This is a genomic window from Cedecea sp. B1(4), from assembly GCF_059414925.1.
Genome location: NZ_JCAHMZ010000008.1, coordinates 45055 through 66266, shown reverse-complemented (window position 1 = coordinate 66266; position 21212 = coordinate 45055). Strand labels below are relative to the sequence as shown.

Annotated in this window: 18 protein-coding genes and 7 tRNA genes; 4 read left to right on the top strand and 21 right to left on the bottom strand. The window is 52.8% G+C overall.

Annotation, left to right across the window (positions count from 1 at the left end):
* Positions 1-240 precede the first annotated feature (240 nt).
* Positions 241-723 carry a zinc ribbon-containing protein gene (locus ACR6JA_RS17420; RefSeq protein ID WP_008456066.1) on the top strand — a complete coding sequence of 161 codons (483 nt, stop codon included), beginning with the start codon at positions 241-243 and terminating at the stop codon, positions 721-723.
* A 206-nt stretch (positions 724-929) separates the two neighbouring features.
* On the opposite strand, the gene ACR6JA_RS17415 is transcribed toward ACR6JA_RS17420, so the two are convergent.
* The 4 genes from ACR6JA_RS17415 to ACR6JA_RS17400 all read right to left on the bottom strand — a co-directional run bounded on the left by ACR6JA_RS17415 (position 930) and on the right by ACR6JA_RS17400 (position 4175).
* Positions 930-1655, bottom strand: coding sequence for an amino acid ABC transporter ATP-binding protein (locus ACR6JA_RS17415; RefSeq protein WP_213713350.1), 726 nt, complete (start codon positions 1653-1655; stop codon positions 930-932).
* Positions 1655-2329, bottom strand: coding sequence for a glutamate/aspartate ABC transporter permease GltK (gene gltK, locus ACR6JA_RS17410; protein ID WP_039301099.1), 675 nt, complete (start codon positions 2327-2329; stop codon positions 1655-1657). The genes ACR6JA_RS17415 and gltK overlap by 1 nt, the downstream gene beginning before the upstream one ends.
* Positions 2329-3069 carry an amino acid ABC transporter permease gene (locus ACR6JA_RS17405; protein ID WP_008456073.1) on the bottom strand — a complete coding sequence of 247 codons (741 nt, stop codon included), beginning with the start codon at positions 3067-3069 and terminating at the stop codon, positions 2329-2331. The genes gltK and ACR6JA_RS17405 overlap by 1 nt, the downstream gene beginning before the upstream one ends.
* A gap of 200 nt (positions 3070-3269) precedes the next feature.
* Positions 3270-4175 (bottom strand): amino acid ABC transporter substrate-binding protein, encoded by a 906-nt coding sequence (locus ACR6JA_RS17400; RefSeq protein WP_008456075.1) that lies wholly within the window; start codon positions 4173-4175, stop codon positions 3270-3272.
* 46 nt (positions 4176-4221) lie between these two features.
* Here ACR6JA_RS17400 and ACR6JA_RS17395 point away from each other — a divergent pair, with 46 nt between their 5' ends.
* On the top strand, positions 4222-4473 hold the full coding sequence (locus tag ACR6JA_RS17395; RefSeq protein ID WP_494494083.1) for a hypothetical protein: 252 nt from the start codon (positions 4222-4224) through the stop codon (positions 4471-4473).
* 86 nt (positions 4474-4559) lie between these two features.
* On the opposite strand, the gene lnt is transcribed toward ACR6JA_RS17395, so the two are convergent.
* From lnt to miaB, 5 genes are all read right to left on the bottom strand, one after another.
* The gene (lnt, locus tag ACR6JA_RS17390; RefSeq protein WP_213713352.1) at positions 4560-6101 is read right to left on the bottom strand and encodes an apolipoprotein N-acyltransferase; all 1542 of its coding nucleotides are present in this window, start codon (positions 6099-6101) and stop codon (positions 4560-4562) included.
* A gap of 7 nt (positions 6102-6108) precedes the next feature.
* A complete protein-coding gene (gene corC / locus ACR6JA_RS17385) occupies positions 6109-6987 on the bottom strand; it encodes a CNNM family magnesium/cobalt transport protein CorC (RefSeq protein ID WP_008456079.1) in 879 nt (292 codons plus the stop codon).
* A gap of 99 nt (positions 6988-7086) precedes the next feature.
* Positions 7087-7554 (bottom strand): rRNA maturation RNase YbeY, encoded by a 468-nt coding sequence (gene ybeY, locus ACR6JA_RS17380; RefSeq protein ID WP_008456081.1) that lies wholly within the window; start codon positions 7552-7554, stop codon positions 7087-7089.
* Positions 7551-8612, bottom strand: coding sequence for a PhoH family protein (locus tag ACR6JA_RS17375; RefSeq protein ID WP_213713354.1), 1062 nt, complete (start codon positions 8610-8612; stop codon positions 7551-7553). The genes ybeY and ACR6JA_RS17375 overlap by 4 nt, the downstream gene beginning before the upstream one ends.
* A gap of 210 nt (positions 8613-8822) precedes the next feature.
* A complete protein-coding gene (miaB, locus tag ACR6JA_RS17370) occupies positions 8823-10247 on the bottom strand; it encodes a tRNA (N6-isopentenyl adenosine(37)-C2)-methylthiotransferase MiaB (protein WP_494494084.1) in 1425 nt (474 codons plus the stop codon).
* Positions 10248-10370: 123 nt separating this feature from the next.
* On the opposite strand from miaB, the gene ubiF reads away from it, so the two are divergent.
* The gene (gene ubiF / locus ACR6JA_RS17365; RefSeq protein WP_494494085.1) at positions 10371-11546 is read left to right on the top strand and encodes a 3-demethoxyubiquinol 3-hydroxylase; all 1176 of its coding nucleotides are present in this window, start codon (positions 10371-10373) and stop codon (positions 11544-11546) included.
* A gap of 88 nt (positions 11547-11634) precedes the next feature.
* Here ubiF and ACR6JA_RS17360 read toward each other — a convergent pair.
* The 12 genes from ACR6JA_RS17360 to nagB all read right to left on the bottom strand — a co-directional run bounded on the left by ACR6JA_RS17360 (position 11635) and on the right by nagB (position 18734).
* Positions 11635-11709: transfer RNA gene (locus ACR6JA_RS17360), tRNA-Gln, on the bottom strand.
* A 36-nt stretch (positions 11710-11745) separates the two neighbouring features.
* A tRNA-Gln gene (locus ACR6JA_RS17355) sits at positions 11746-11820 on the bottom strand.
* Positions 11821-11865: 45 nt separating this feature from the next.
* Positions 11866-11942: transfer RNA gene (locus ACR6JA_RS17350), tRNA-Met, on the bottom strand.
* A gap of 21 nt (positions 11943-11963) precedes the next feature.
* Positions 11964-12038: transfer RNA gene (locus ACR6JA_RS17345), tRNA-Gln, on the bottom strand.
* A gap of 37 nt (positions 12039-12075) precedes the next feature.
* Positions 12076-12150, bottom strand: a tRNA-Gln gene (locus ACR6JA_RS17340).
* A 22-nt stretch (positions 12151-12172) separates the two neighbouring features.
* Positions 12173-12257 (bottom strand) — tRNA-Leu (locus ACR6JA_RS17335).
* A 10-nt stretch (positions 12258-12267) separates the two neighbouring features.
* Positions 12268-12344: transfer RNA gene (locus tag ACR6JA_RS17330), tRNA-Met, on the bottom strand.
* 252 nt (positions 12345-12596) lie between these two features.
* Entirely contained in the window at positions 12597-14258 is a 1662-nt protein-coding gene (gene asnB / locus ACR6JA_RS17325) for an asparagine synthase B (protein WP_166875832.1), read from the bottom strand.
* 307 nt (positions 14259-14565) lie between these two features.
* A complete protein-coding gene (locus ACR6JA_RS17320) occupies positions 14566-15321 on the bottom strand; it encodes an HAD-IIA family hydrolase (protein ID WP_008456091.1) in 756 nt (251 codons plus the stop codon).
* Between the two features lie 62 nt (positions 15322-15383).
* On the bottom strand, positions 15384-16604 hold the full coding sequence (gene nagC / locus ACR6JA_RS17315; protein WP_008456092.1) for a DNA-binding transcriptional regulator NagC: 1221 nt from the start codon (positions 16602-16604) through the stop codon (positions 15384-15386).
* Positions 16605-16609: 5 nt separating this feature from the next.
* Entirely contained in the window at positions 16610-17758 is a 1149-nt protein-coding gene (gene nagA, locus ACR6JA_RS17310; protein ID WP_494494086.1) for an N-acetylglucosamine-6-phosphate deacetylase, read from the bottom strand.
* Between the two features lie 175 nt (positions 17759-17933).
* Positions 17934-18734, bottom strand: a complete 801-nt coding sequence (gene nagB, locus ACR6JA_RS17305) for a glucosamine-6-phosphate deaminase (protein ID WP_008456097.1) — start codon at positions 18732-18734, stop codon at positions 17934-17936.
* 334 nt (positions 18735-19068) lie between these two features.
* Here nagB and nagE point away from each other — a divergent pair, with 334 nt between their 5' ends.
* A complete protein-coding gene (gene nagE / locus ACR6JA_RS17300; RefSeq protein ID WP_494494087.1) occupies positions 19069-21093 on the top strand; it encodes an N-acetylglucosamine-specific PTS transporter subunit IIBC in 2025 nt (674 codons plus the stop codon).
* Positions 21094-21212 lie beyond the last annotated feature (119 nt).

Genomic DNA, 21212 nt, shown 5'->3' with positions numbered 1-21212 from the left:
AAGACGGCTACGAAACGTAGCCTTTAATGAATTCGAGTTTAGATCGCCATAGCATAGCCGATTCGACAGCGGCAAAACAGCCTTTCAACGCCCTCAGTAACCATTTCACCGTTCCGTAACGCTTGCAGTTTTTTACCCAGGGTGTGGCTAATCTAACAAAGCGTTGCCGGATTAACGTCTACTATTAGAGTCAGTTACCACGCCGCAAACGCGGGAATCCTTCAAGGAGGCAGGCTAACGATGAACAAGGTTGCTCAATTTTATCGGGAACTGGTCGAATCGCTAAGTGAACGGCTACGCAAGGGTGAGCGCGATATTGATGCGCTGGTTGCCAGCGCCCGTAAGCAGATGAATGATACAGGCGAGCTGACCCGAACGGAGATAGAAGAGGTAACGCGTGCGGTGCGCCGTGACCTTGAAGAGTTTGCTCGTAGCTACGGGGAAAGTCAGGAAGAGTTCACCGACAGCGTTTTTATGCGGGTGATTAAAGAGAGTTTATGGCAGGAGCTGGCGGACATTACCGACAAAACCCAGCTTGAGTGGCGGGAAGTGTTTAAAGATCTCAGCCATCATGGGGTGTATCACAGCGGGGAAGTTGTTGGGTTAGGCAATCTGGTGTGTGAAAACTGTCATCATCACATTGCGATTTACACCCCTGATGTGCTGCCGGTTTGCCCGAAATGCGGCCATAATCAATTTCATCGTCGGCCGTTTGAGCCTTAAAAAAAGCCTTCCGCAAGGAAGGCTTTCAGACTGATGGCAAACCTCTGGCGAGAGAAGAAACACCCGGCGGCTTGTTAAACAACTGGAAAATCAATTCATTGATTTTCGGCTGATAACCACAAAGAGGGAAAAATCACGCTTTTTTCCTCTTTGTCATCAACATCAAAGCCTTCCGCAAGGAAGGCTTTTTACTGTGGCGCGTAACGCTAGTGCAGGATCTTCGCCAGGAAGTCTTTGGCACGTTCAGACTGAGGATTATTGAAGAAGTCGTCTTTGTTTGAGTCTTCGACAATTTTTCCCTCATCCATAAAGATCACGCGGTTTGCCACTTTGCGGGCAAAGCCCATTTCGTGGGTCACCACCATCATGGTCATGCCCTCATTGGCCAATTCAACCATGACGTCCAGTACTTCGTTGATCATTTCCGGGTCGAGCGCTGAGGTTGGTTCGTCAAACAGCATTGCGATAGGATCCATACACAGAGCGCGGGCAATCGCCACACGCTGCTGCTGGCCGCCGGAAAGCTGCGCCGGATATTTATCGGCGTGGGCGGCAAGCCCTACGCGCTCGAGTAATTTTAACCCTTTGGCGCGGGAGGCGGCTTTATCACGCTTCAGCACTTTGACCTGGGCAAGCGTCAGGTTATCGATAATCGACAGGTGAGGGAACAGCTCGAAGTGCTGGAACACCATGCCAACGTGGGAGCGGAGCTGCGCCAGATTGGTTTTCTTGTCGTTCACCTGGGTGCCGTTCACCAGGATTTCGCCTTTCTGTACGGGCTCAAGGCCGTTGACGGTTTTAATCAGCGTGGATTTGCCAGAACCAGAAGGCCCGCACACGACGACAACTTCGCCTTTCTTCACTTCGGTGGAGCACTCGGTCAGCACCTGAAAGTGACCATACCATTTAGAAACATTTTTCAGGGTAATCATTACACAGTCCTTTTCTTCAAGTAGCTGACCAACAGCGATGCACTGAGGCTAATCACAAAATAGACCAGGCCGGCAAACAGGATCATCTCGACCTGTGTGCCGTCACGCTCGCCAATGGTGGAGGCGGTGCGGAAGAAGTCTGCCAGGCTTAAAACGTACACCAGCGAGGTATCCTGGAACAAAACGATGCCCTGGGTTAGCAGCAGCGGCACCATCGCGCGGAAGGCCTGCGGCAGGATGATGAGTTTCATCGATTGCCAGTGGGTCATGCCCAGCGCCAGGGCGGCATTTGACTGCCCTCTGGAAATACTCTGAATACCGGCGCGAATGATTTCTGAATAGTAGGCGGCTTCAAACATGGAGAAGGCGACCATCGCGGAAATCAGGCGAATATCGGTTTTTGGCGATAGGCCAAGCACCGACTGCAGAAAGCCCGGTACGACAAGGTAGAACCACAGCAGTACCATCACCAGCGGCACGGAGCGGAAAACGTTCACGTAAGCGGTAGCAAACCACGCGATCGGCTTGAAGCTCGACAGGCGCATGACGGCCAGCAGCGTGCCCCAGACAATACCGATCACCACCGCGGTAACGGTGATTTTGAGCGTAATGACCAGCCCCTGCATTAAGTAAGGCAGGGCAGGTAGAATAGAACTCCAGTCAAGATCGAGCATTATTTGCCCCCCATATTGCCAGGCAGGCGAATTTTACGTTCTACCACATACATCACGCCCATGATGACGGCGTTGATCAGTACATAGGCAAGGGTAATCGCCGTAAAGGATTCATAGGCGTGTGCCGAGTAATCCAGCAGCTTGCCAGCCTGCGCCGCCATATCCACCAGACCAATGGTTGAAGCGATGGCCGAGTTCTTCACCAGGTTCATCATTTCGGAGGTCATCGGCGGCACAATAACGCGATAGGCATTAGGCAACAGCACGTAGCGATAGGCCTGAGGCAGCGTCAGTCCCATTGCCAGAGCCGCGTTCTTCTGGCCGCGAGGCAGGGATTGAATTGCGGCTCGTACCTGTTCACAAACGCGAGCGGCGGTAAACAGCCCGAGGCAAATCATTGACGAGAGGAAGAACTGAATATTGGGATCCAGCTCGGACTTAAACCACATGCCAATGTTTTCCGGCAGCAGTTCAGGCACCACCAGATACCAGGTAAAGAATTGGACGATCAGGGGAACGTTGCGAAAGAGTTCAACGTAAAGCGTACCTAGCCCGGACAGGAATTTGTTAGGGACCGTACGCAAAATACCAAACAGAGACCCCACCAGAAAAGCAATGATCCATGCAGTTATTGACAGGGCGACGGTGACCTGGAAGCCATTCCAAATCCAGCCCAGATAGGTTGTGTTGCCGAACGGGGCGGGCTGTAAAAAGATTCCCCAGTTCCAGTCTATAGACATAACTTACTCCGAGATAAAAAAAAGAGGGTAGCGCAGGCTACCCTCGAAGATTGATGAGAAGCCGGTGCCCTGAAGCAGATCTTTGTCTGCGTTTTTGGGCACCTTCACGCTGGTGGGGGAACGACCCACCAACGCATAGTCTGTCCTGGCTTCAGTTCGTCAATCGGGAGGGCGGATTTTTCCGGCCCCTGTGTTTCTAATTAGTTGAGAGCTTTGTCGTTTGGTTCCTTGAACAGCGCTTTCATTTCGTCAGAAAGGTCGAAGTTCATGTTGAGGTTTTTCGGTGGAATTGGTTGTTTAAACCATTTATCGAACCATTTCGCGGCTTCACCGGAGGTTTGTGCCTGCGCGATGGTGGTATCCATCAGCTTTTTAAACTCTGGGTCATTTTTACGCAGCATACAGCCGTAGGCTTCCTGGGACTGTGGCTTGCCGACGATCTCCCAGTTATCCGGCTGTTTAGCTTTCGCACGTTCACCGGCCAGCAGGGCATCATCCATCATAAAGGCAACGGCACGCCCGCTTTCCAGGGTACGGAAGGAGTCACCGTGGTCTTTGGCGCTGATAATACGCATGCCCATTTTCTGCTCGTCGTTCAGCTTGTTGAGCAGGATTTCGGAAGTGGTACCAGAGGTCACAACAACGGTTTTCCCTTTCAGGTCAGGGAAGTCTTTAATTGGGCCGCCTTTTTTCACCAGCAAACGGGTGCCGACAACGAAGATGGTGTCGGAGAATGCGGCTTGCTTTTGACGTTCTACGTTGTTGGTGGTGGAACCACATTCAAAATCGAAGGTGCCGTTTTGCAGCAGCGGAATACGGTTCTGAGAGGTGATAGGAATGAGTTTTACCTGCAGATCAGGCTTATTCAGCTGCTTTTTCACCGCTTCTACGATGGCATTAGAGTAGTCCTGAGAGTAGCCAACCACTTTTTGCTGATTGTCGTAGTAAGAGAAAGGTACAGATGATTCACGGTGGCCGACCACGATAACGCCGTTGGCTTTGATTTTATCCAGCGTTGACTGCTGAGGCGTCGCGTCTTCTGCATGAACCATTGTGGCGCTCATGCCCATCACCAGCATTGCCGTGGCCAGTTTACGTAATTGCATATCCAACTCCTTAATCTTAGTGCCAGAGGAGGCACCGGTATCCGATGTGAGTGTTGTGTTTTGTTGTTTTTTCATGCTGCTAAAAGCGTCATGCAATGCCCTTTTGTTAGCATCTAACCTAGCTGAATGTAAAGAAATTGCTAATAAGATGTTTATTTTTGCGAAGCGCGCCGCACCATTTAAAGGCAAAGATATGTCAGTGCACTATAACGGTGCTTGCGATGTCGCTTTTTGGTGCATGCATTTTTCACTGCCCGATACAGCCAGGCCACAGGGCGTCTTTGCGCCAGCTATTTGATTTCAACTGTTTATATCTAGCAAAGCTTGTGCCAGAAATGAAAAAGGCCAGCAAATTTGCCGGCCTCTATGAGCGAGAAGGGTGTGCTACTTTTTGCTGCGGTTACGCAGGCTTATCACCAGTGCGGTAAAACCGAATAAAGCGGTCACCACCCACAGCGGCCAGAAGCCGAAGCGTGCATAAGGCGTTAAGCCAGTGGTCGGTGTGACTTTCGCTTCCAGCACTTCGCGAGTGAACTGCGGGATGATGTTAGTGATCTCACCTTCGGCGTTGACCACGGCAGTTACGCCGTTGTTAGTGCTGCGCAGCAAAGGCCGCCCCAGCTCCAGCGAGCGCATACGCGCCATTTGCAGGTGCTGCCATGGGCCGATGGATTTACCGAACCAGGCATCGTTGGAGATAGTCAGCAGGAAGTCAGTGTCTGGCCGGAAATTGTCCCGAACTTGTTCACCCAGGATAATTTCGTAGCAGATTGCTGCCGTCAGCTTGACGCCGTTAGAGAGCAATTGCGGCTGAACATAGGGCCCACGGCTGAACGATGACATGGGCAGATCGAAGAACGGGGCCAGTGGGCGCAGAATCGATTCAAGCGGCACAAACTCACCGAATGGCACAAGGTGGTTTTTGTTGTAGCGATTACTGCTGGTGTAGCTGTAAGGGCTACCTTCACCGAGCGTGATAATGGTGTTGTAGGTATCGTACCTGTTTTGCTTATTCAGACGCGCATCGACGATACCGGTAATTAATGAGCTGTGTTTTGCCCGCAGCAGGTCATCCATCATGGCGAGGAACTGCTGCTGATTAATTTCCAGATCGGAGATAGCCGATTCCGGCCAGATGATAAGCTTGGCTTTGCCCATCTCCGGCTCTGTTTTATCCAGATAAATTTTCAGCGTGTCCAGCAGTTGGCTTTCATTCCACTTCAGGGACTGGGGAATGTTGCCTTGTACCATCGCTACGTCAACGGAACGCTCTGGCAGAGGCTGGAACCATTGAATGTTGCGAAGCGGCCAGGGTAATAAAAGTAAAGCCGCAGAAACCACCGCAGGAGCCCATTTCCGTGCCTGCAGGGCGTACACCAGAAGGCCACTGATAATCATCAGTAGGAAGGTAATGGTGTCGACACCAAAAATCGGCGCGATGCCTTTCAGTGGGCCATCGATCTGGCTGTAGCCAAACTGTAGCCAGGGGAAGCCGGTCAGCACCCAGCCGCGCAGGAATTCGGTAATTTGCCAGACGACCGGAGCGGCAATAGCTACGCGCCACCACGTTGTTTTTGGCCACAGCTTGCTGAGAATACCGGCGAACAAACCTGTGTAGAGCGACAAATAAGCGGCCAGCAGAACCACCAGGAACACGTTCACCGGGCCCGGCATACCGCCAAACTGTGCGATGCTGACATAGACCCAGTTGACCCCGCTGCCGAACAGCCCAAGCCCCCAGAAGAAGCCAATCGCGGCGCTTTGTACCGGGCGACGGTTAAGCGTCAGGCCCTGCAAGCCAGCAAGAGAAACAATAGCGGCTGGCCAGAAATCATAAGGGGAAAAAGCCAGCGTTCCGCAGGCCCCAAAGAAAAGCGCCAGCAGCAGGCGAATGCGCTGGCGTTGAAGAAGTTGAGCTATAGCCATAGCTGAGTTATTCGTCCAGTTTAGGTTGCGGCGAGTCGTCCGGAATTCTGACATGAACCTGAATAATACGACGGCTATCGGCCATGGCGACTTTGAACTGGTAACCATCTATTTCAATGGTTTCGCCACGGGCTGGCAGGTGCCCAAAGGCTTGCATCACCAGACCACCGATGGTGTCGACTTCTTCATCGCTAAAGTGCGTGTCGAAGGTTTCGTTGAAGTCTTCAATCGAGGCGAGGGCGCGCACCGTCCACGTATGGCGGCTCAGCTGACGGAAATCGCCGTCTTCCTCGTCGTCGTACTCATCTTCGATTTCCCCGACAATCAGTTCGAGAATATCTTCGATCGTCACGAGACCTGAAACGCCGCCAAATTCATCAATGACAATTGCCATATGATAGCGCTGCTGACGAAACTCTTTCAGCATGCGGTCAACCCGCTTGCTTTCAGGCACGACAACCACCTGACGTAACACTTTTTCCATGCTGAAAGGCTCAGAGTCGCTGCGCATGAACGGCAGCAGATCTTTCGCCATCAGAATCCCTTCGATGTGATCTTTGTCTTCGCTTATCACCGGGAAACGGGAGTGAGCGGAATCGATAATGACATCGAGGCACTCGTCCAGCGTTTGGTTGTGTTTGAGCGTCACCATCTGCGAACGCGGGATCATGATATCGCGGACGCGCTGGTCAGCGATATCCATAACCCCTTCGAGCATGTCACGGGTGTCCTGGTCTATCAGAGAGTTTTGCTCAGAATCACGAATAAGCGTCAGCAGATCGTCACGGTTTTTCGGTTCACCGTGAAACAGCTGGTTGAGAATGAGGGAGAAGAATCCCTTTTTGGCTTCCGGCGTGTCACTATTCTGTGAATTGTCGTCGCTCATGGCGTTAGGTTTTAGGCCTCATATAAATCAAATACTAACAGGCAGCCTGATGGTGCACTGCCTGCGCGTGACGGCGGCAAAGGGAAAGCCCTGAGCCGACTACTCTTTCTCGGCAATGTACGGATCGGCATACCCAAGAGCAAGCATTATCTCTGTTTCCAGCGCTTCCATCTCTTCGGCTTCATCATCTTCGATGTGGTCGTAACCGAGCAGATGCAGGCTGCCGTGTACAACCATATGTGCCCAGTGGGCTTCCAGCGGCTTCTCTTGTTCTTTGGCTTCCTGCTCAACCACCTGACGGCAGATGATCAGATCTCCCAGCAGCGGAAGCTCGATCCCTGGCGGGGCTTCAAACGGAAAAGAAAGCACGTTGGTGGATTTATCTTTCCCGCGATAGGTCAGGTTCAGGTCGTGGCTTTCGGCTTCGTCTACCAGACGAACGGTGACCTCGGACTCTGGCTGAAACTGAGGAATAACCGCATCCAACCAGCGCTGAATTTGTGCTTCATCCGGCAGGCCGCTTTCTGCTTCGCAGGCAACCTGTAAATCTAAAATAACCTGACTCATTTGCTCTCCTGAGCGGTAGCCTGCAGGGCAAGGGCTTCACGTTTACGCTCGGCGGCAAGCTCGTCTTTGCGTTTTTGATCGGCGGCTTCCCAGGCTTCATAGGCGTTAACAATGCGGGCCACAACCGGGTGGCGTACCACGTCTTCGCTGTTAAGGAAGTTGAAGCTGATTTCATCCACCTCGGACAGGACGTCGATAGCATGACGTAAGCCGGACTTGAGGTTACGCGGCAGGTCTATCTGCGTCACATCGCCGGTAATCACCGCCTTGGAGTTGAAGCCTATACGGGTCAGGAACATTTTCATCTGTTCGGTGGTGGTGTTCTGACTTTCATCGAGAATGACAAAGGCATCGTTTAGGGTACGGCCTCGCATGTAGGCGAGCGGGGCCACTTCGATAACGTTGCGCTCAATCAGCTTTTCGACTTTCTCGAAGCCCAGCATTTCAAACAGCGCGTCGTATAGCGGGCGCAGGTACGGGTCAACCTTCTGGCTTAAATCGCCGGGCAGGAAGCCCAGTTTTTCACCCGCTTCAACCGCCGGGCGGGTCAGCAGAATACGGCGGATCTCCTGGCGCTCCAGCGCATCAACCGCGGCGGCAACGGCAAGATAGGTTTTCCCTGTCCCTGCCGGGCCAATGCCGAATGTGATGTCGTGGTCGAGAATATTCGCGATGTACTGCGCCTGATTAGGCGTACGTGGCTTAATGACGCCACGCTTAGTTTTAATATGGATAGCTTTACCGTAATCCGGCACGCTGTCGGCCGTTTGCTCCAGCACCCGGCTTTCTTTAATAGCCAGATGAATTTGTTCCGGGTCGATATCCTGGCTTTGGCCGCGCATTGGCGCGGTGTCTACGTACAGATGTCGCAGAATATTCGCAGCGGCGTTAACGGAAAGCTCACGACCGGTGAGCCTGAAGTGATTGTCACGGCGGTTGATTTCAATCCCCAGTCGGCGTTCCAGCTGTTTGATGTTGTCATCAAAAGGGCCGCACAGACTAAGCAGACGGGCGTTATCCGCCGGTTCCAGCGTTAATTCACGTGTTTCGATATTCAAACTTATCCTCTGGGTCACTCGGGGCCAGTTAGAGTAAACGGTCTCGCGTAGCCGAAAATACGGTTCGGCTACAGGGAAATTATTTATCCCGCAGCGTGATGGCGCAAGCGTCACAATTGATATTTGGGTGATGCCTTCAGAATGCAAGTGCAAACAATGAGACAGCCTGCCGGGACGCGGAATTACCGTTCCGACAGGCTGTGGAGAGGATTAGGGCTGGTAAGTGCCAACGCCAATGTCATTCTCTTTGCGGGTACGAGCAATAACGGAAGCCGGGGTTTCAGCAATACGCAGGCCCATTTCGCTTTCTGTGCGCACCAGCTTCGCACGTAGGGAGTTAGTCAGGACTTCGGTGATTTCAACATCCACGAATTTCCCTACCATATCCGGCGTCCCTTCGAAGTTCACCACACGGTTATTTTCGGTACGGCCGGACAGCTGCATAATGCTTTTACGCGAAGTCCCTTCCACCAGAATACGCTGCACCGTACCCAGCATTTTACGGCTCCATTCCATTACCTGCTGGTTAATACGATCCTGCAGGATATAAAGACGCTGTTTTTTCTCTTCTTCCGGCACGTCATCAACCATGTCGGCCGCCGGAGTGCCCGGACGAGCAGAGAAAATAAAGCTAAAGCTTGTGTCAAAGTTGACGTCAGCAATCAGCTTCATGGTTTGCTCGAAGTCCTGGCTGGTTTCGCCCGGGAAGCCCACGATAAAGTCTGAGCTGATCTGGATGTCCGGGCGCGCAGCGCGCAGCTTGCGAATTGTTGATTTATACTCCAGCGCGGTATGCGTACGGCCCATCATATTCAGTACGCGGTCAGCGCCGCTTTGAATCGGCAGGTGCAGGAAACTCACCAGCTCCGGCGTGTCGCGGTACACTTCGATAATGTCATCGGTAAATTCAATCGGGTGGCTGGTGGTGAAGCGAATGCGGTCGATACCGTCAATCGCTGCAACCAGACGCAGGAGTTCGGCAAACGAGCAGATGCCGCCGTCGTAAGCCGCGCCGCGGTATGCGTTAACGTTTTGACCCAGCAGGTTCACTTCACGCACACCCTGTTCCGCCAGTTGAGCGATTTCAAACAGAATATCGTCGCAAGGGCGGCTCACTTCTTCGCCACGGGTATAAGGCACCACGCAATAGGTGCAATATTTGTTGCAGCCTTCCATGATGGAGACGTAGGCGGTCGGGCCGTCGGCCTTTGGCTCCGGCAAGCGGTCAAATTTTTCGATTTCCGGGAAGCTGACGTCCACTACCGGGCTGCGGGTGCCGCGAACCTGGTTGATCATTTCCGGCAGGCGGTGCAGGGTTTGTGGCCCAAAGACGATATCTACATAGTGCGCCCGCTGGCGAATTTTTTTTCCTTCCTGAGAGGCAACGCAGCCGCCGACGCCAATGATCACGTCCGGGCGTTTGGCTTTGATATGCTTCCAGCGCCCCAGCAGGTGAAACACCTTTTCCTGGGCTTTTTCGCGAATAGAACAAGTGTTCAGCAGCAGAACGTCCGCTTCATTCGCGTTATCGGTCAGCGTAAAGCCGTGGGTGCTGTCCAGCAGGTCGGCCATCTTCGATGAATCGTATTCGTTCATCTGGCAGCCCCAGGTTTTTATATGGAGTTTTTTTGTCATCGACTTGCCATTGCTCAAGGTGAAGTCAGGAATTAAGCCGGATAGTGTAATGCTTTGCTATGGATGTGACCAGCCTGGGAAAAGCCAGTAGAATCAGCAAAGATGAATGAAGGAAAGAGACTTATGGTAAATCAACCAATTGAAGTAGCCGTTGTTGGCGGCGGTATGGTCGGCGCGGCGGCAGCGCTGGGGCTGGCACAGCACGGTTTCCGTGTGACGGTGATTGAACATCATGCCCCTGAGGCTTTTGTTCCAGGTAGCCAGCCTGATGTCCGAATTTCTGCCATCAGTAGCGCATCGGTTGGCCTGCTCAAGTCTCTTGGCGTCTGGGACAGCGTTTTAGCGATGCGGGCACATCCTTATCGCAGGCTGGAAACCTGGGAATGGGAGAGCGCACACGTTAGCTTTAATGCCGAAGAACTGGGCTTACCCGGGCTGGGCTTCATGGTCGAGAATAACGTGCTGCAGCGTGTGCTTTGGCAAGCGCTTGAGGCAAATTCGAATATCTCTTTACGTTGCCCGGCGAGACTGCGGCAAATCCATCGCCAGGCAGCAGGTTGGGCGCTCGACTTTGATGACGGCGCTTCACTCAATGCTGAAATGGTGATTGGCGCGGATGGCGCGAATTCCCAGATCAGAAAATGGGCGGGGATTGGCATACATGCCTGGCAGTATCGCCAAGCCTGTATGCTGATTACCGTTAAATGCGAGTTTGAGCCGGGGGATAGTACCTGGCAGCATTTCACGCCGACAGGGCCGCACGCTTTCCTACCGCTGTTCGATAACTGGGCCTCTCTGGTTTGGTATGACACACCGGCACGTATTCGGCAGTTGCAGGGAATGAACATGCCCCAGCTGCAAAAAGCGATTAAGGCCGCTTTCCCTCAGCGACTCGGGGCGATTACGCCGGTTGCCAGTGGGGCATTTCCGCTGACTCGTCGACACGCTTTGCAGTACGTCCAGCCGGGGCTGGCGCTGATAGGGGACGCAGCGCATACGATTCATCCTTTGGCCGGGCAGGGCGTTAATCTGGGATATCGTGACGTGGATGCTTTGCTTGATGTCCTGATCGGTGCCCGTAGCCATGCAGAAGCCTGGGCGAGCGAGGCTATCCTGAAACGTTATCAGAGACGCCGTCAGGCGGATAATTTCCTGATGCAGAGTGGAATGGATCTGTTCTATACGGGATTTAGCAATAACCTGGGGCCGCTGCGTGTGGTGCGAAATATTGGGCTGATGGCGGCGGAAAGAGCGGGTGGCCTGAAGCGTAAAGCGCTGAAATACGCCCTGGGATTATAATGAAGATGAGCAGGGCGGTTTACCGCTCTGCTTATGAGGACCAAATTCAAGATAGCAAAAAGCCCGCTTGCGCGGGCTTTTCAGTGTGTGGCTGGGGTACGAGGATTCGAACCTCGGAATGCTGGTATCAGAAACCAGAGCCTTACCGCTTGGCGATACCCCAACAGGGTGCGCTCACAGAGTGAGCGACTTTTGAAATTGGCTGGGGTACGAGGATTCGAACCTCGGAATGCTGGTATCAGAAACCAGAGCCTTACCGCTTGGCGATACCCCAACAATTTTTTTGGATTTACCGAAGTTAATCAATAATTCCTTTGTATGGTGGCTACGACGGGATTCGAACCTGTGACCCCATCATTATGAGTGATGTGCTCTAACCAGCTGAGCTACGTAGCCAAACTCTATCATATTTTTCGATGGCTGGGGTACCTGGATTCGAACCAGGGAATGCCGGTATCAAAAACCGGTGCCTTACCGCTTGGCGATACCCCAATAACCGTCGCGGTGAACCGCATGTATCGAAAAATAATGGCTGGGGTACCTGGATTCGAACCAGGGAATGCCGGTATCAAAAACCGGTGCCTTACCGCTTGGCGATACCCCATCCGTGCAACGCGAGAGATAAATGGTGCGGGAGGCGAGACTTGAACTCGCACACCTTGCGGCGCCAGAACCTAAATCTGGTGCGTCTACCAATTTCGCCACTCCCGCATAAAAAAGATGGTGGCTACGACGGGATTCGAACCTGTGACCCCATCATTATGAGTGATGTGCTCTAACCAGCTGAGCTACGTAGCCATCTTTTTACGCGCTACCTTATCGGCGTTGCGGGGCGCATTATGCTGAGTTGACTCTACAGCGTCAACTAGTTTTTTCCCGAAAACCCGCTCAGAATGCTCGTTTGAATGACTTGCGAACAGCTTGCTTGAAATATCGACAATAACGCACGTTTTTGTTTTTAATTCCGCTTAAAAACAGGGATAAAGCCGCGACAGTAATACAGAAACGACAACGGGCCATAAGGCCCGTTGTTTTAAGCTAAATCAGCGATTAATAGGCGGCCTGGTGCACACCTACCGCGCGTCCTGATGGATCGTTCATGGTTTTGAACGACTCATCCCATTCGATTGCTTTTGCGGAAGAACAGGCTACTGACGGGCCGCCAGGTACGCATTCTGCCGCGCTTTGCAGCGGGAATAGCTCTTCAAAGATTTCGCGGTACAAATAGGCTTCTTTCGAGCCCGGTGTGTTGTACGGGAAGCGGTAGGCGGCGGTGGCCAACTGCTGGTCGCTAATCTGTTCAGCGGCCACTTCTTTCAGCGTATCAATCCAGCTGTAGCCCACGCCGTCAGAGAACTGCTCTTTCTGGCGCCACGCCACGCTTGCCGGCAGGTAGGATTCGAAGCACTCGCGCAGGACATGCTTCTCCATTTTGCCGTTGCCGCACATTTTGTCCTGCGGGTTGATGCGCATTGCCACGTCGAGGAATTTTTTATCCAGGAACGGCACGCGGGCTTCAACGCCCCAGGCAGACATCGCCTTGTTCGCACGGGCACAGTCAAACATGTGCAGAGCCTGCAGTTTACGCACGGTTTCTTCATGCAGTTCTTTGGCATTTGGCGCTTTGTGGAAGTACAGATAACCGCCGAATACCTCATCAGAGCCTTCCCCGGACAACACCATTTTGATGCCCATCGCTTTAATCTTACGCGACATCAGGTACATCGGTGTTGAAGCGCGGATCGTTGTCACATCATAAGTTTCGATGTGATAGATAACATCGCGGATCGCATCCAGACCTTCCTGCACGGTGAAATGGATCTCGTGGTGAACCGTGCCCAGGTGGTTAGCGACTTCCTGCGCAGCTTTCAGGTCAGGAGAACCTTCGAGGCCGACGGCGAAGGAGTGCAGCTGCGGCCACCACGCTTCGCTGCGCTCTTCATCTTCTACGCGACGCGCGGCAAATTTCTTGGTGATCGCGGAAATTACGGAAGAGTCCAGCCCGCCGGACAGCAGAACACCATAAGGCACGTCCGACATCAGGTGGCTCTTCACGGAATCTTCCAGCGCCTGGCGCAGCGCGTTTTTGTCCGTGACGTTGTCTTTTACTTCTTCGTAGCTGAACCAGTCGCGCTGGTAGTAGCTGCGAATTTCGCCGTCTTTGCTCCACAGGTAGCTGCCCGCCGGGAACTCTTTGATGGTGCGGCAAACAGGCACAAGGGCTTTCATTTCTGAAGCGACGTACAGGTTGCCGTGTTCATCGTGGCCCATATACAGCGGGATAATACCAATGTGGTCACGGCCAATCAGGTAAGCGTCTTTCTCGCTGTCGTAAAGTGCGAAGGCGAACATCCCCTGCAGCTCATCAAGGAAGTCAGGGCCTTTTTCCTGATACAGCGCCAGGATGACTTCACAGTCTGAACCGGTCTGGAAGGTATAGCGGTCGCCGTATTCGGCGCGCAGAGCCTGGTGGTTGTAGATTTCGCCGTTAACCGCCAGGGCGTGAGTTTTTTCAGTGTTGTACAGCGGCTGAGCGCCCGCATTGACGTCAACGATGGACAGACGTTCGTGCACAAGAATCGCTTTATCGCTGGCGTAAACACCTGACCAGTCCGGGCCACGGTGGCGCATCAGGCGCGATAATTCCAGCGCTTTTTTGCGCAATTCAACTGCATCAGTTTTGATATCCAGAACGCCAAAGATAGAACACATATAACTTCTCCGTACACTTGCCTGAGCGATTTGAGTTGTGGTGCTGCGTTGCCGATTTTTGCTTTTACTGCGGCTTTGCTGCGTTGCTTAGTAATGAAAATGCTCAATCGCTGAAGGGAATGCAAGAGTTTTAGCTTTCAGCTAATAAATAGTGCAGTGAGGATTGCTGATTTATGAAAAATGATGATGTTTTGGGCGTGAAAATTAACGGATCGTCAATTTTTAACAATTTGCACTGAGGTTTGCTTCTGCTACGCGGCAATTTTTTATCGATATAAAAATGCCGGCTCTGGGCCGGCATTCTGAATTAGAAGATATCGATTTCAGCCACAGAGGGGTAAATCCAGCTCGGCCTGAATGGCATATCGTCAACGTTGTTCAGGCTGGAGACGCCAGACAGAACAAGGATGGTTTCAAGGCCGGCCTGGAAGCCCGCGAGAATATCCGTCCGCAGGTTATCGCCGACGATAACGGTTTGCTCGGAATGCGCCTGCATTTTGTTAAGCGCCGCGCGGATAATCCACGGACTTGGTTTGCCGACATAAAACGGCTCGCGCCCGGAGATTTTTTCAATGCCAGCGCAAAGCGCGCCACAGGCCGGGCTAAATCCGTGGCCGTGGCTGTCAGGGTTGGTGGCAATAAAACGCGCCCCGTTCGCCACAAAGTAAGCGGCTTTATGCATCATCTCCCAGTTAAAAGAGCGGGTTTCACCGACGATGACAAAGTCGGGATTGATGTCGGTAATGGTAAATCCAGCTTTATAGAGCTCGTGAATCAGCGCTCCTTCACCGACGACGTAGGCTTTCTTACCTTCCTGACGACGGAGGAAATCGGCCGTGGCCATGGCCGAGGTGTAAAACACGCTCTCCGGCACGTCGATGCCCGCGGAGGCAAAGCGGTTGGCAAGATCCTGGCTGGTCTGGGAAGGGTAGTTGGTTAGCAGCACCAGCGGCATTTCTTTTTCAAGAATACGTGCCAGAAATTCATTAGCGCCCGGCACAGCGACGTTGTCGTGCATCAGCACGCCGTCGATATCACAAATTACGTTCTGGATGGTGGTCATTAACAACTCTGGCTCACGGAATGAAGTCGGTAACTATAGCGTAAAATGCTGCCTGGGCAGCATTAACTTTCCAGCAAATGCTGAAGCAAGACGCCGTTTAGCATTGAGCGCTTAACCAGCGCAAAGGCGCCAATTGCCGAGCGGTCGTCCAGCTTTGAGCAGACGATAGGCAAGTTTTTACGGAAGGCATTCAATACCTGGGTGTTGATGCAGCCTTCAATGGCAGGCAGCAGCACTTTTTCGGCTTCGATTATCTCGCCGGCAAGGACGACTTTTTGCGGGTTAAACAGGTTAATGGCGATGGAGATGGCTTTCCCCAGATGGCGGCCAACATGTTCCAGCACTTCACAGGCCAGCGCATCGCCTTTATTGGCCGCTTTGCAGATGGCCTGAATACTACAATCATCCAGCGTCAGGCGGCTGTTGTAGCCTTGCTCCAGCAAATGGCGGACGCGTTTTTCAATGGCGGCGTTCGCGGCAATGGTTTCCAGGCAGCCAAAATTACCGCAGTGGCAGCGCTCGCCCAGCGGATCGACCTGAATGTGGCCAATCTCACCCACGTTCCCATTACGGCCGATAAAAATCCGCCCGTTTGACAGAATTCCCGCCCCGGTGCCGCGGTGGACTCGCACCAAAATAGAGTCTTCGCAGTCGTGGGTTGCACCGAAGTAGTGCTCGGCCAGCGCCAGGCTGCGAATATCATGGCCGACAAAACAGGTCACCTTGAAACGTTTTTCCAGGCTATCGACCAGCGCCCAGTTGTTGACGGCGATGTGCGGCATATAGCGGATCACGCCGCTTTCGGGGTCAACCAGCCCTGGCAGGATGACGGAAATAGCGATAAGTTCGCGGGTTTTACGCTGCCAGGTTTCGATGAAGTGGCTAATGGCGTTAAGCAGCGCATGCTCGAGCGTTTCCTGCGTGCGTTCCGGCAGCGGATAGTGCTCTTCGGCGATGGATTTCGCGCTCAGGTCGAACAGGGTGATAGTGGCGTCGTGGCGACCAAGACGCACGCCAATAGCGTGAAAATTACGTGTTTCGGTGGTAATAGAGATAGCGCGGCGGCCACCGGTGGAAGCCTGCTGATCGACTTCTTTTATTAGGCCTCGCTCAATAAGCTGGCGAGTAATTTTTGTGACGCTGGCGGGCGCAAGCTGGCTTTGTTCGGCAATCTGGATGCGCGAGATAGGACCGTGCTGATCAATCAGGCGGTAGACCGCCGCGCTATTCAGCTGTTTTACCAGGTCAACGTTACCAATTTGGGCTTGTCCGCCAGTCGTCATGCTATTTACTCAGTTACGACCTCGTTACCATTAACGATGGTCTTGATAATTTTATAGTCGCGGTTAAACACGGTGAGGTTGGCCACTTTACCGGCTTCGATTGTGCCCAGGTGTTTATCCACGCCCATGGCACGAGCAGGGTAGAGGGTTGCCATTCGCAGAACTTCATCCAGTGCGATGGCCGCGTGTTCCACCAAATTGCGAACGCCTTGAATCATGGTCAGTGCAGATCCGCTCAGCGTACCGTTCTCATCTACGCACAGACCGTCACGGTAGTATATTGTTTTGCCAGCAAAAATGAACTGATCGATGTTGGCACCTGCCGGTGCGGTTGCGTCGGTAACCAGGCACAGTTTATCGCCCTTCACACGTTTTGCGGTGCGGATGTTCGCATAATCCACATGTAAACCATCAGCAATGATGCCACAGTAAACGTCGGCTTCATCAAAAATTGCGCCCGCAAGGCCAGGTTCACGGCCGGTAATATACGGCATCGCGTTGAAAAGGTGGGTTGCGAAGGTGATCCCAGCGCGGAAGCCAATTTTGGCTTCTTTAATCGTTGCATTGGAATGACCGGCAGAAACGATGATGCCTGCTGCCACCAGTTTCTGAATGACTTCTGGCTCAACCATTTCAGGTGCGAGGGTGATTTTGGTGATCACATCGGCATTCTGGCAGAGGAAATCAACCAGCTTCGTATCCGGCTTGCGGACGAAGCCTGGGTTGTGCGTCCCTTTTTTCACGATGTTGAGCCACGGCCCTTCAAGGTGCAAGCCCAGCGCCTGATGGCTGTATTTCGCCAGATAGTCGCGCATGACTTTCACGCCATGCATCATCAGCTCGTCGCTGGTGGTGATAAGCGTTGGCAGGTAGCTGGTGCAGCCTGAGCGTTCGTTTGCTTTCTGCATGATTTCCAGCGTTTCAACGGAAACGGCTTCTGCTGTGTCGTTAAACTGCACGCCGCCGCAGCCGTTCAGCTGTACATCAATAAAACCGGGGGCAATGACGGCACCGCCCACATCGCGCGTTTCGATACCTGCTGGCAGTGCATCAACAGGGCAAACGCGCTCAATCAGGCCATCGGCAATAACTACCGCGTGGTCATCCAAAATTTCGTGGCCGGTATAAATCCGACCGTGGATTAATGCATACATATCCTACCCCCGGTAATAACGTCGTGCTTTAAGACTGTAAGATCGCTAATAAAGAGGAAAAGCCGAAACACCTTCCTCTTTATGACTGACTTTAGAAAACCAATGCATTGATTTTCCAGAACGACTGACGCCCTCAGCGGTTGCCGTTTGAGGCGCATCAGTGGCCGGCAAGGCCTTAAAGGCCTTTAATATTTTCTGCTTCCAGTTCGTTGAAATATTTCAACGTTTTCACCTTCAGCTCCATGGTGGACGGCTCGTCACACACGATCACAGCCTTCGGATGCAGCTGCAGACAGGTGATAGTCCACATATGGTTAACGTTCCCTTCCACGGCCGCCTGCAGCGCCAGCGCTTTGACGCCGCCCAGCACCAGGATCATCACTTCTTCTGCATCCAGCAGGGTGCCCACGCCAACGGTCAGCGCGTATTTAGGTACCTGAGTCACGTCACCGCCGAAGAAACGAGAGTTTGCCACGCGTGTGTCATGGGTCAGGGTTTTAATACGGGTGCGGGAAGCCAGAGAAGACGCTGGTTCGTTGAACGCGATATGACCGTCGTTACCCACGCCGCCCATGAACAGGTGAATTTTGCCGTAGGAGCGAATTTTCTCTTCGTAGCGGCGGCACTCTGCATCAACGTCTTCCGCATTGCCGTTCAGCAGGTTGATGTTTTCTGCAGGGATATCAACGTGATCAAAGAAGTTGCGGTGCATGAAAGTATAATAACTTTCCGGGTGTTCTTTCGGCAGACCGACGTATTCATCCATATTGAACGTAACGACGTTCTTAAAGCTAACCTGGCCTGCTTTATGCATCTCAACCAATGCTTTGTAAGCTTCTAGCGGCGTGCCGCCGGTTGGCAGACCCAGAACAAAAGGACGGTCCGCTGTCGGTTTGAATGCATTGATGCGATTTACAATATGGCGAGCTGCCCATTTGCCGACTTGTGCCGGGGTAGCCAGGGGAATCAGTCTCATCATTCACCTCGTAGTTTAAGAGTAAAAATAGGGTTAGCTGAATCGATCTCGATAAGCATAAGGGTAAACCACTTTTATGCTGAACCGACAGGGATCAATCCGCCTTGATTTTTTGAATCATAAAATAAGTTTTCGGAGATAGCCAGTGAAGGGGGAGGGTTGAAGCGATATTTGGTGATAAATATCACAAAAAAGGTGCGTTTAATTTGCGGTACGAATTAATTTTTTTCACACTTCACCGTGTGATGTGAATCGTCGCCGTGTATCCAATGTAAGTAAGACAATAAAAACACTGCTTGAGCGAGCCTTAACGGGGTCTCATAGGGGGAATAAAGTGAGTATTCTAGGTTATCTACAGCGCGTGGGCCGGGCACTTATGGTGCCAGTGGCTACACTGCCAGCAGCAGCAATATTAATGGGGGTTGGTTACTGGATTGACCCAGTCAGTTGGGGTGGAGACAACGCGTTAGCCGCGCTCTTCATTAAATCCGGTTCTGCCATTATCGATAACATGTCCGTGTTGTTCGCCATCGGCGTCGCTTATGGCATGTCCAAAGACAAAGACGGTGCAGCAGCACTGACCGGCTTTGTCGGCTTCCTGGTTCTGACCACCCTCTGCTCACCGGCAGCGGTTGCTATGATCCAGAAAATTCCGGCGGATCAGGTTCCGGCGGCGTTTGGTAAAATCAGTAACCAGTTCGTCGGTATTCTGGTGGGTATCATTTCTGCAGAACTCTATAACCGCTTCAGCGGCGTTGAGCTGCCGAAAGCGCTCTCCTTCTTCAGCGGTCGTCGTCTGGTGCCAATCCTGACCTCCTTCGTGATGATTGCCGTGGCCTTCATTATGATGTACGTCTGGCCGATGATCTTCGACGGTCTGGTGAACTTCGGTGAGCACATTCAGAAGCTGGGTTCTGCGGGCGCAGGTATCTACGCCTTCTTCAACCGCCTGCTGATCCCGGTTGGTCTGCACCACGCTCTGAACTCCGTGTTCTGGTTTGACGTGGCAGGGATTAACGACATCCCTAACTTCCTGGGGGGCGCTCAGTCCATCGAAGCAGGTAAAGCGGTTGTCGGTATCACCGGTCGCTACCAGGCGGGCTTCTTCCCAATCATGATGTTCGGTCTGCCGGGTGCAGCGCTGGCCATCTACCACTGTGCACGTCCTGAAAACAAAGCAAAAGTTGCCGGTATCATGATGGCCGCTGCTTTCGCTGCGTTCTTCACCGGTATCACCGAACCGCTGGAGTTCTCCTTCATGTTCGTTGCGCCGGTACTGTACGTGATTCACGCAGTGCTGACCGGTATCTCCGTATTTATCGCAGCAAGCATGCACTGGATTGCGGGCTTTGGCTTCTCCGCGGGCCTGGTGGATATGGTGCTTTCTTCCCGTAACCCGCTGGCAACCCACTGGTGGATGCTGATCCCTCAGGGTCTGGTGTTCTTCGTTCTCTACTACGTGGTGTTCCGTTTCACTATCACCAAATTCAACCTGCTGACGCCAGGCCGTGAACTGGCTGTAGCCGGTGACGAAGCTGATGGTCAGGACGTGAATGTGAGCGGTGACGCAAACCAGGACGTTTCTGGTCTGGCTCGTCAGTACATCTCTGCGGTAGGTGGCTCTGCAAACCTGACCGGTATTGATGCCTGTATCACTCGTCTGCGTTTGAGCGTAAAAGACTCTTCCGTTGTTAACGAAGCGCTGGCTAAGCGTCTGGGTGCGACTGGCGTTATTCGCCTGAACAAAACTAGCGTGCAAATCATCGTCGGCTTTGCTGCAGAAAAAATTGCTAACGCAATGAAAACCGCGGGCACTGTAGAAGCCGCGGCGCCTGTTGCTGGTGTGGTACCTGCTACTGCGGCTAAACCACAGGCTGTTCCAAACGCGACCAGCACAACTATTGCCGCTCTGGTTTCTCCAGTCACTGGCGATGTGGTTGCTCTGGATCAGGTGCCTGACGAAGCTTTCGCCAGCAAAGCAGTCGGTGATGGCGTAGCCGTTAAGCCAACGGACAAAACCGTGGTTTCTCCTGCCGCCGGGACCATCGTGAAAATCTTCAACACCAACCACGCATTCTGCCTTGAAACAGAAAAAGGTGCAGAGATTGTGGTTCACATGGGCATCGATACCGTTGCTCTGGGTGGCAAAGGCTTCACGCGTCTGGTGGAAGAAGGGGCCGAAGTGGTTGCCGGCCAGCCGATTCTGGAAATGGATCTCGATTTCCTGAACGCCAACGCTCGCTCCATGATTAGCCCGGTAGTTTGCAGCAACATCGACGACTTCAGCGGTCTGGTTATCCAGGCTAAAGGTCAGGTGGTTGCTGGCCAAACGCCACTGTATGAGATTAAAGGCAAATAATCGCTCCTGAGTAAGCATTTGTGCCTTAAGCGGCTGACGTAAATCGTCAGCCGCTTTTTTATTGCTTGCCGTTAGCCGACATGGATAACCCTAATTTATGCAACTAAAGGTTGTTTCCC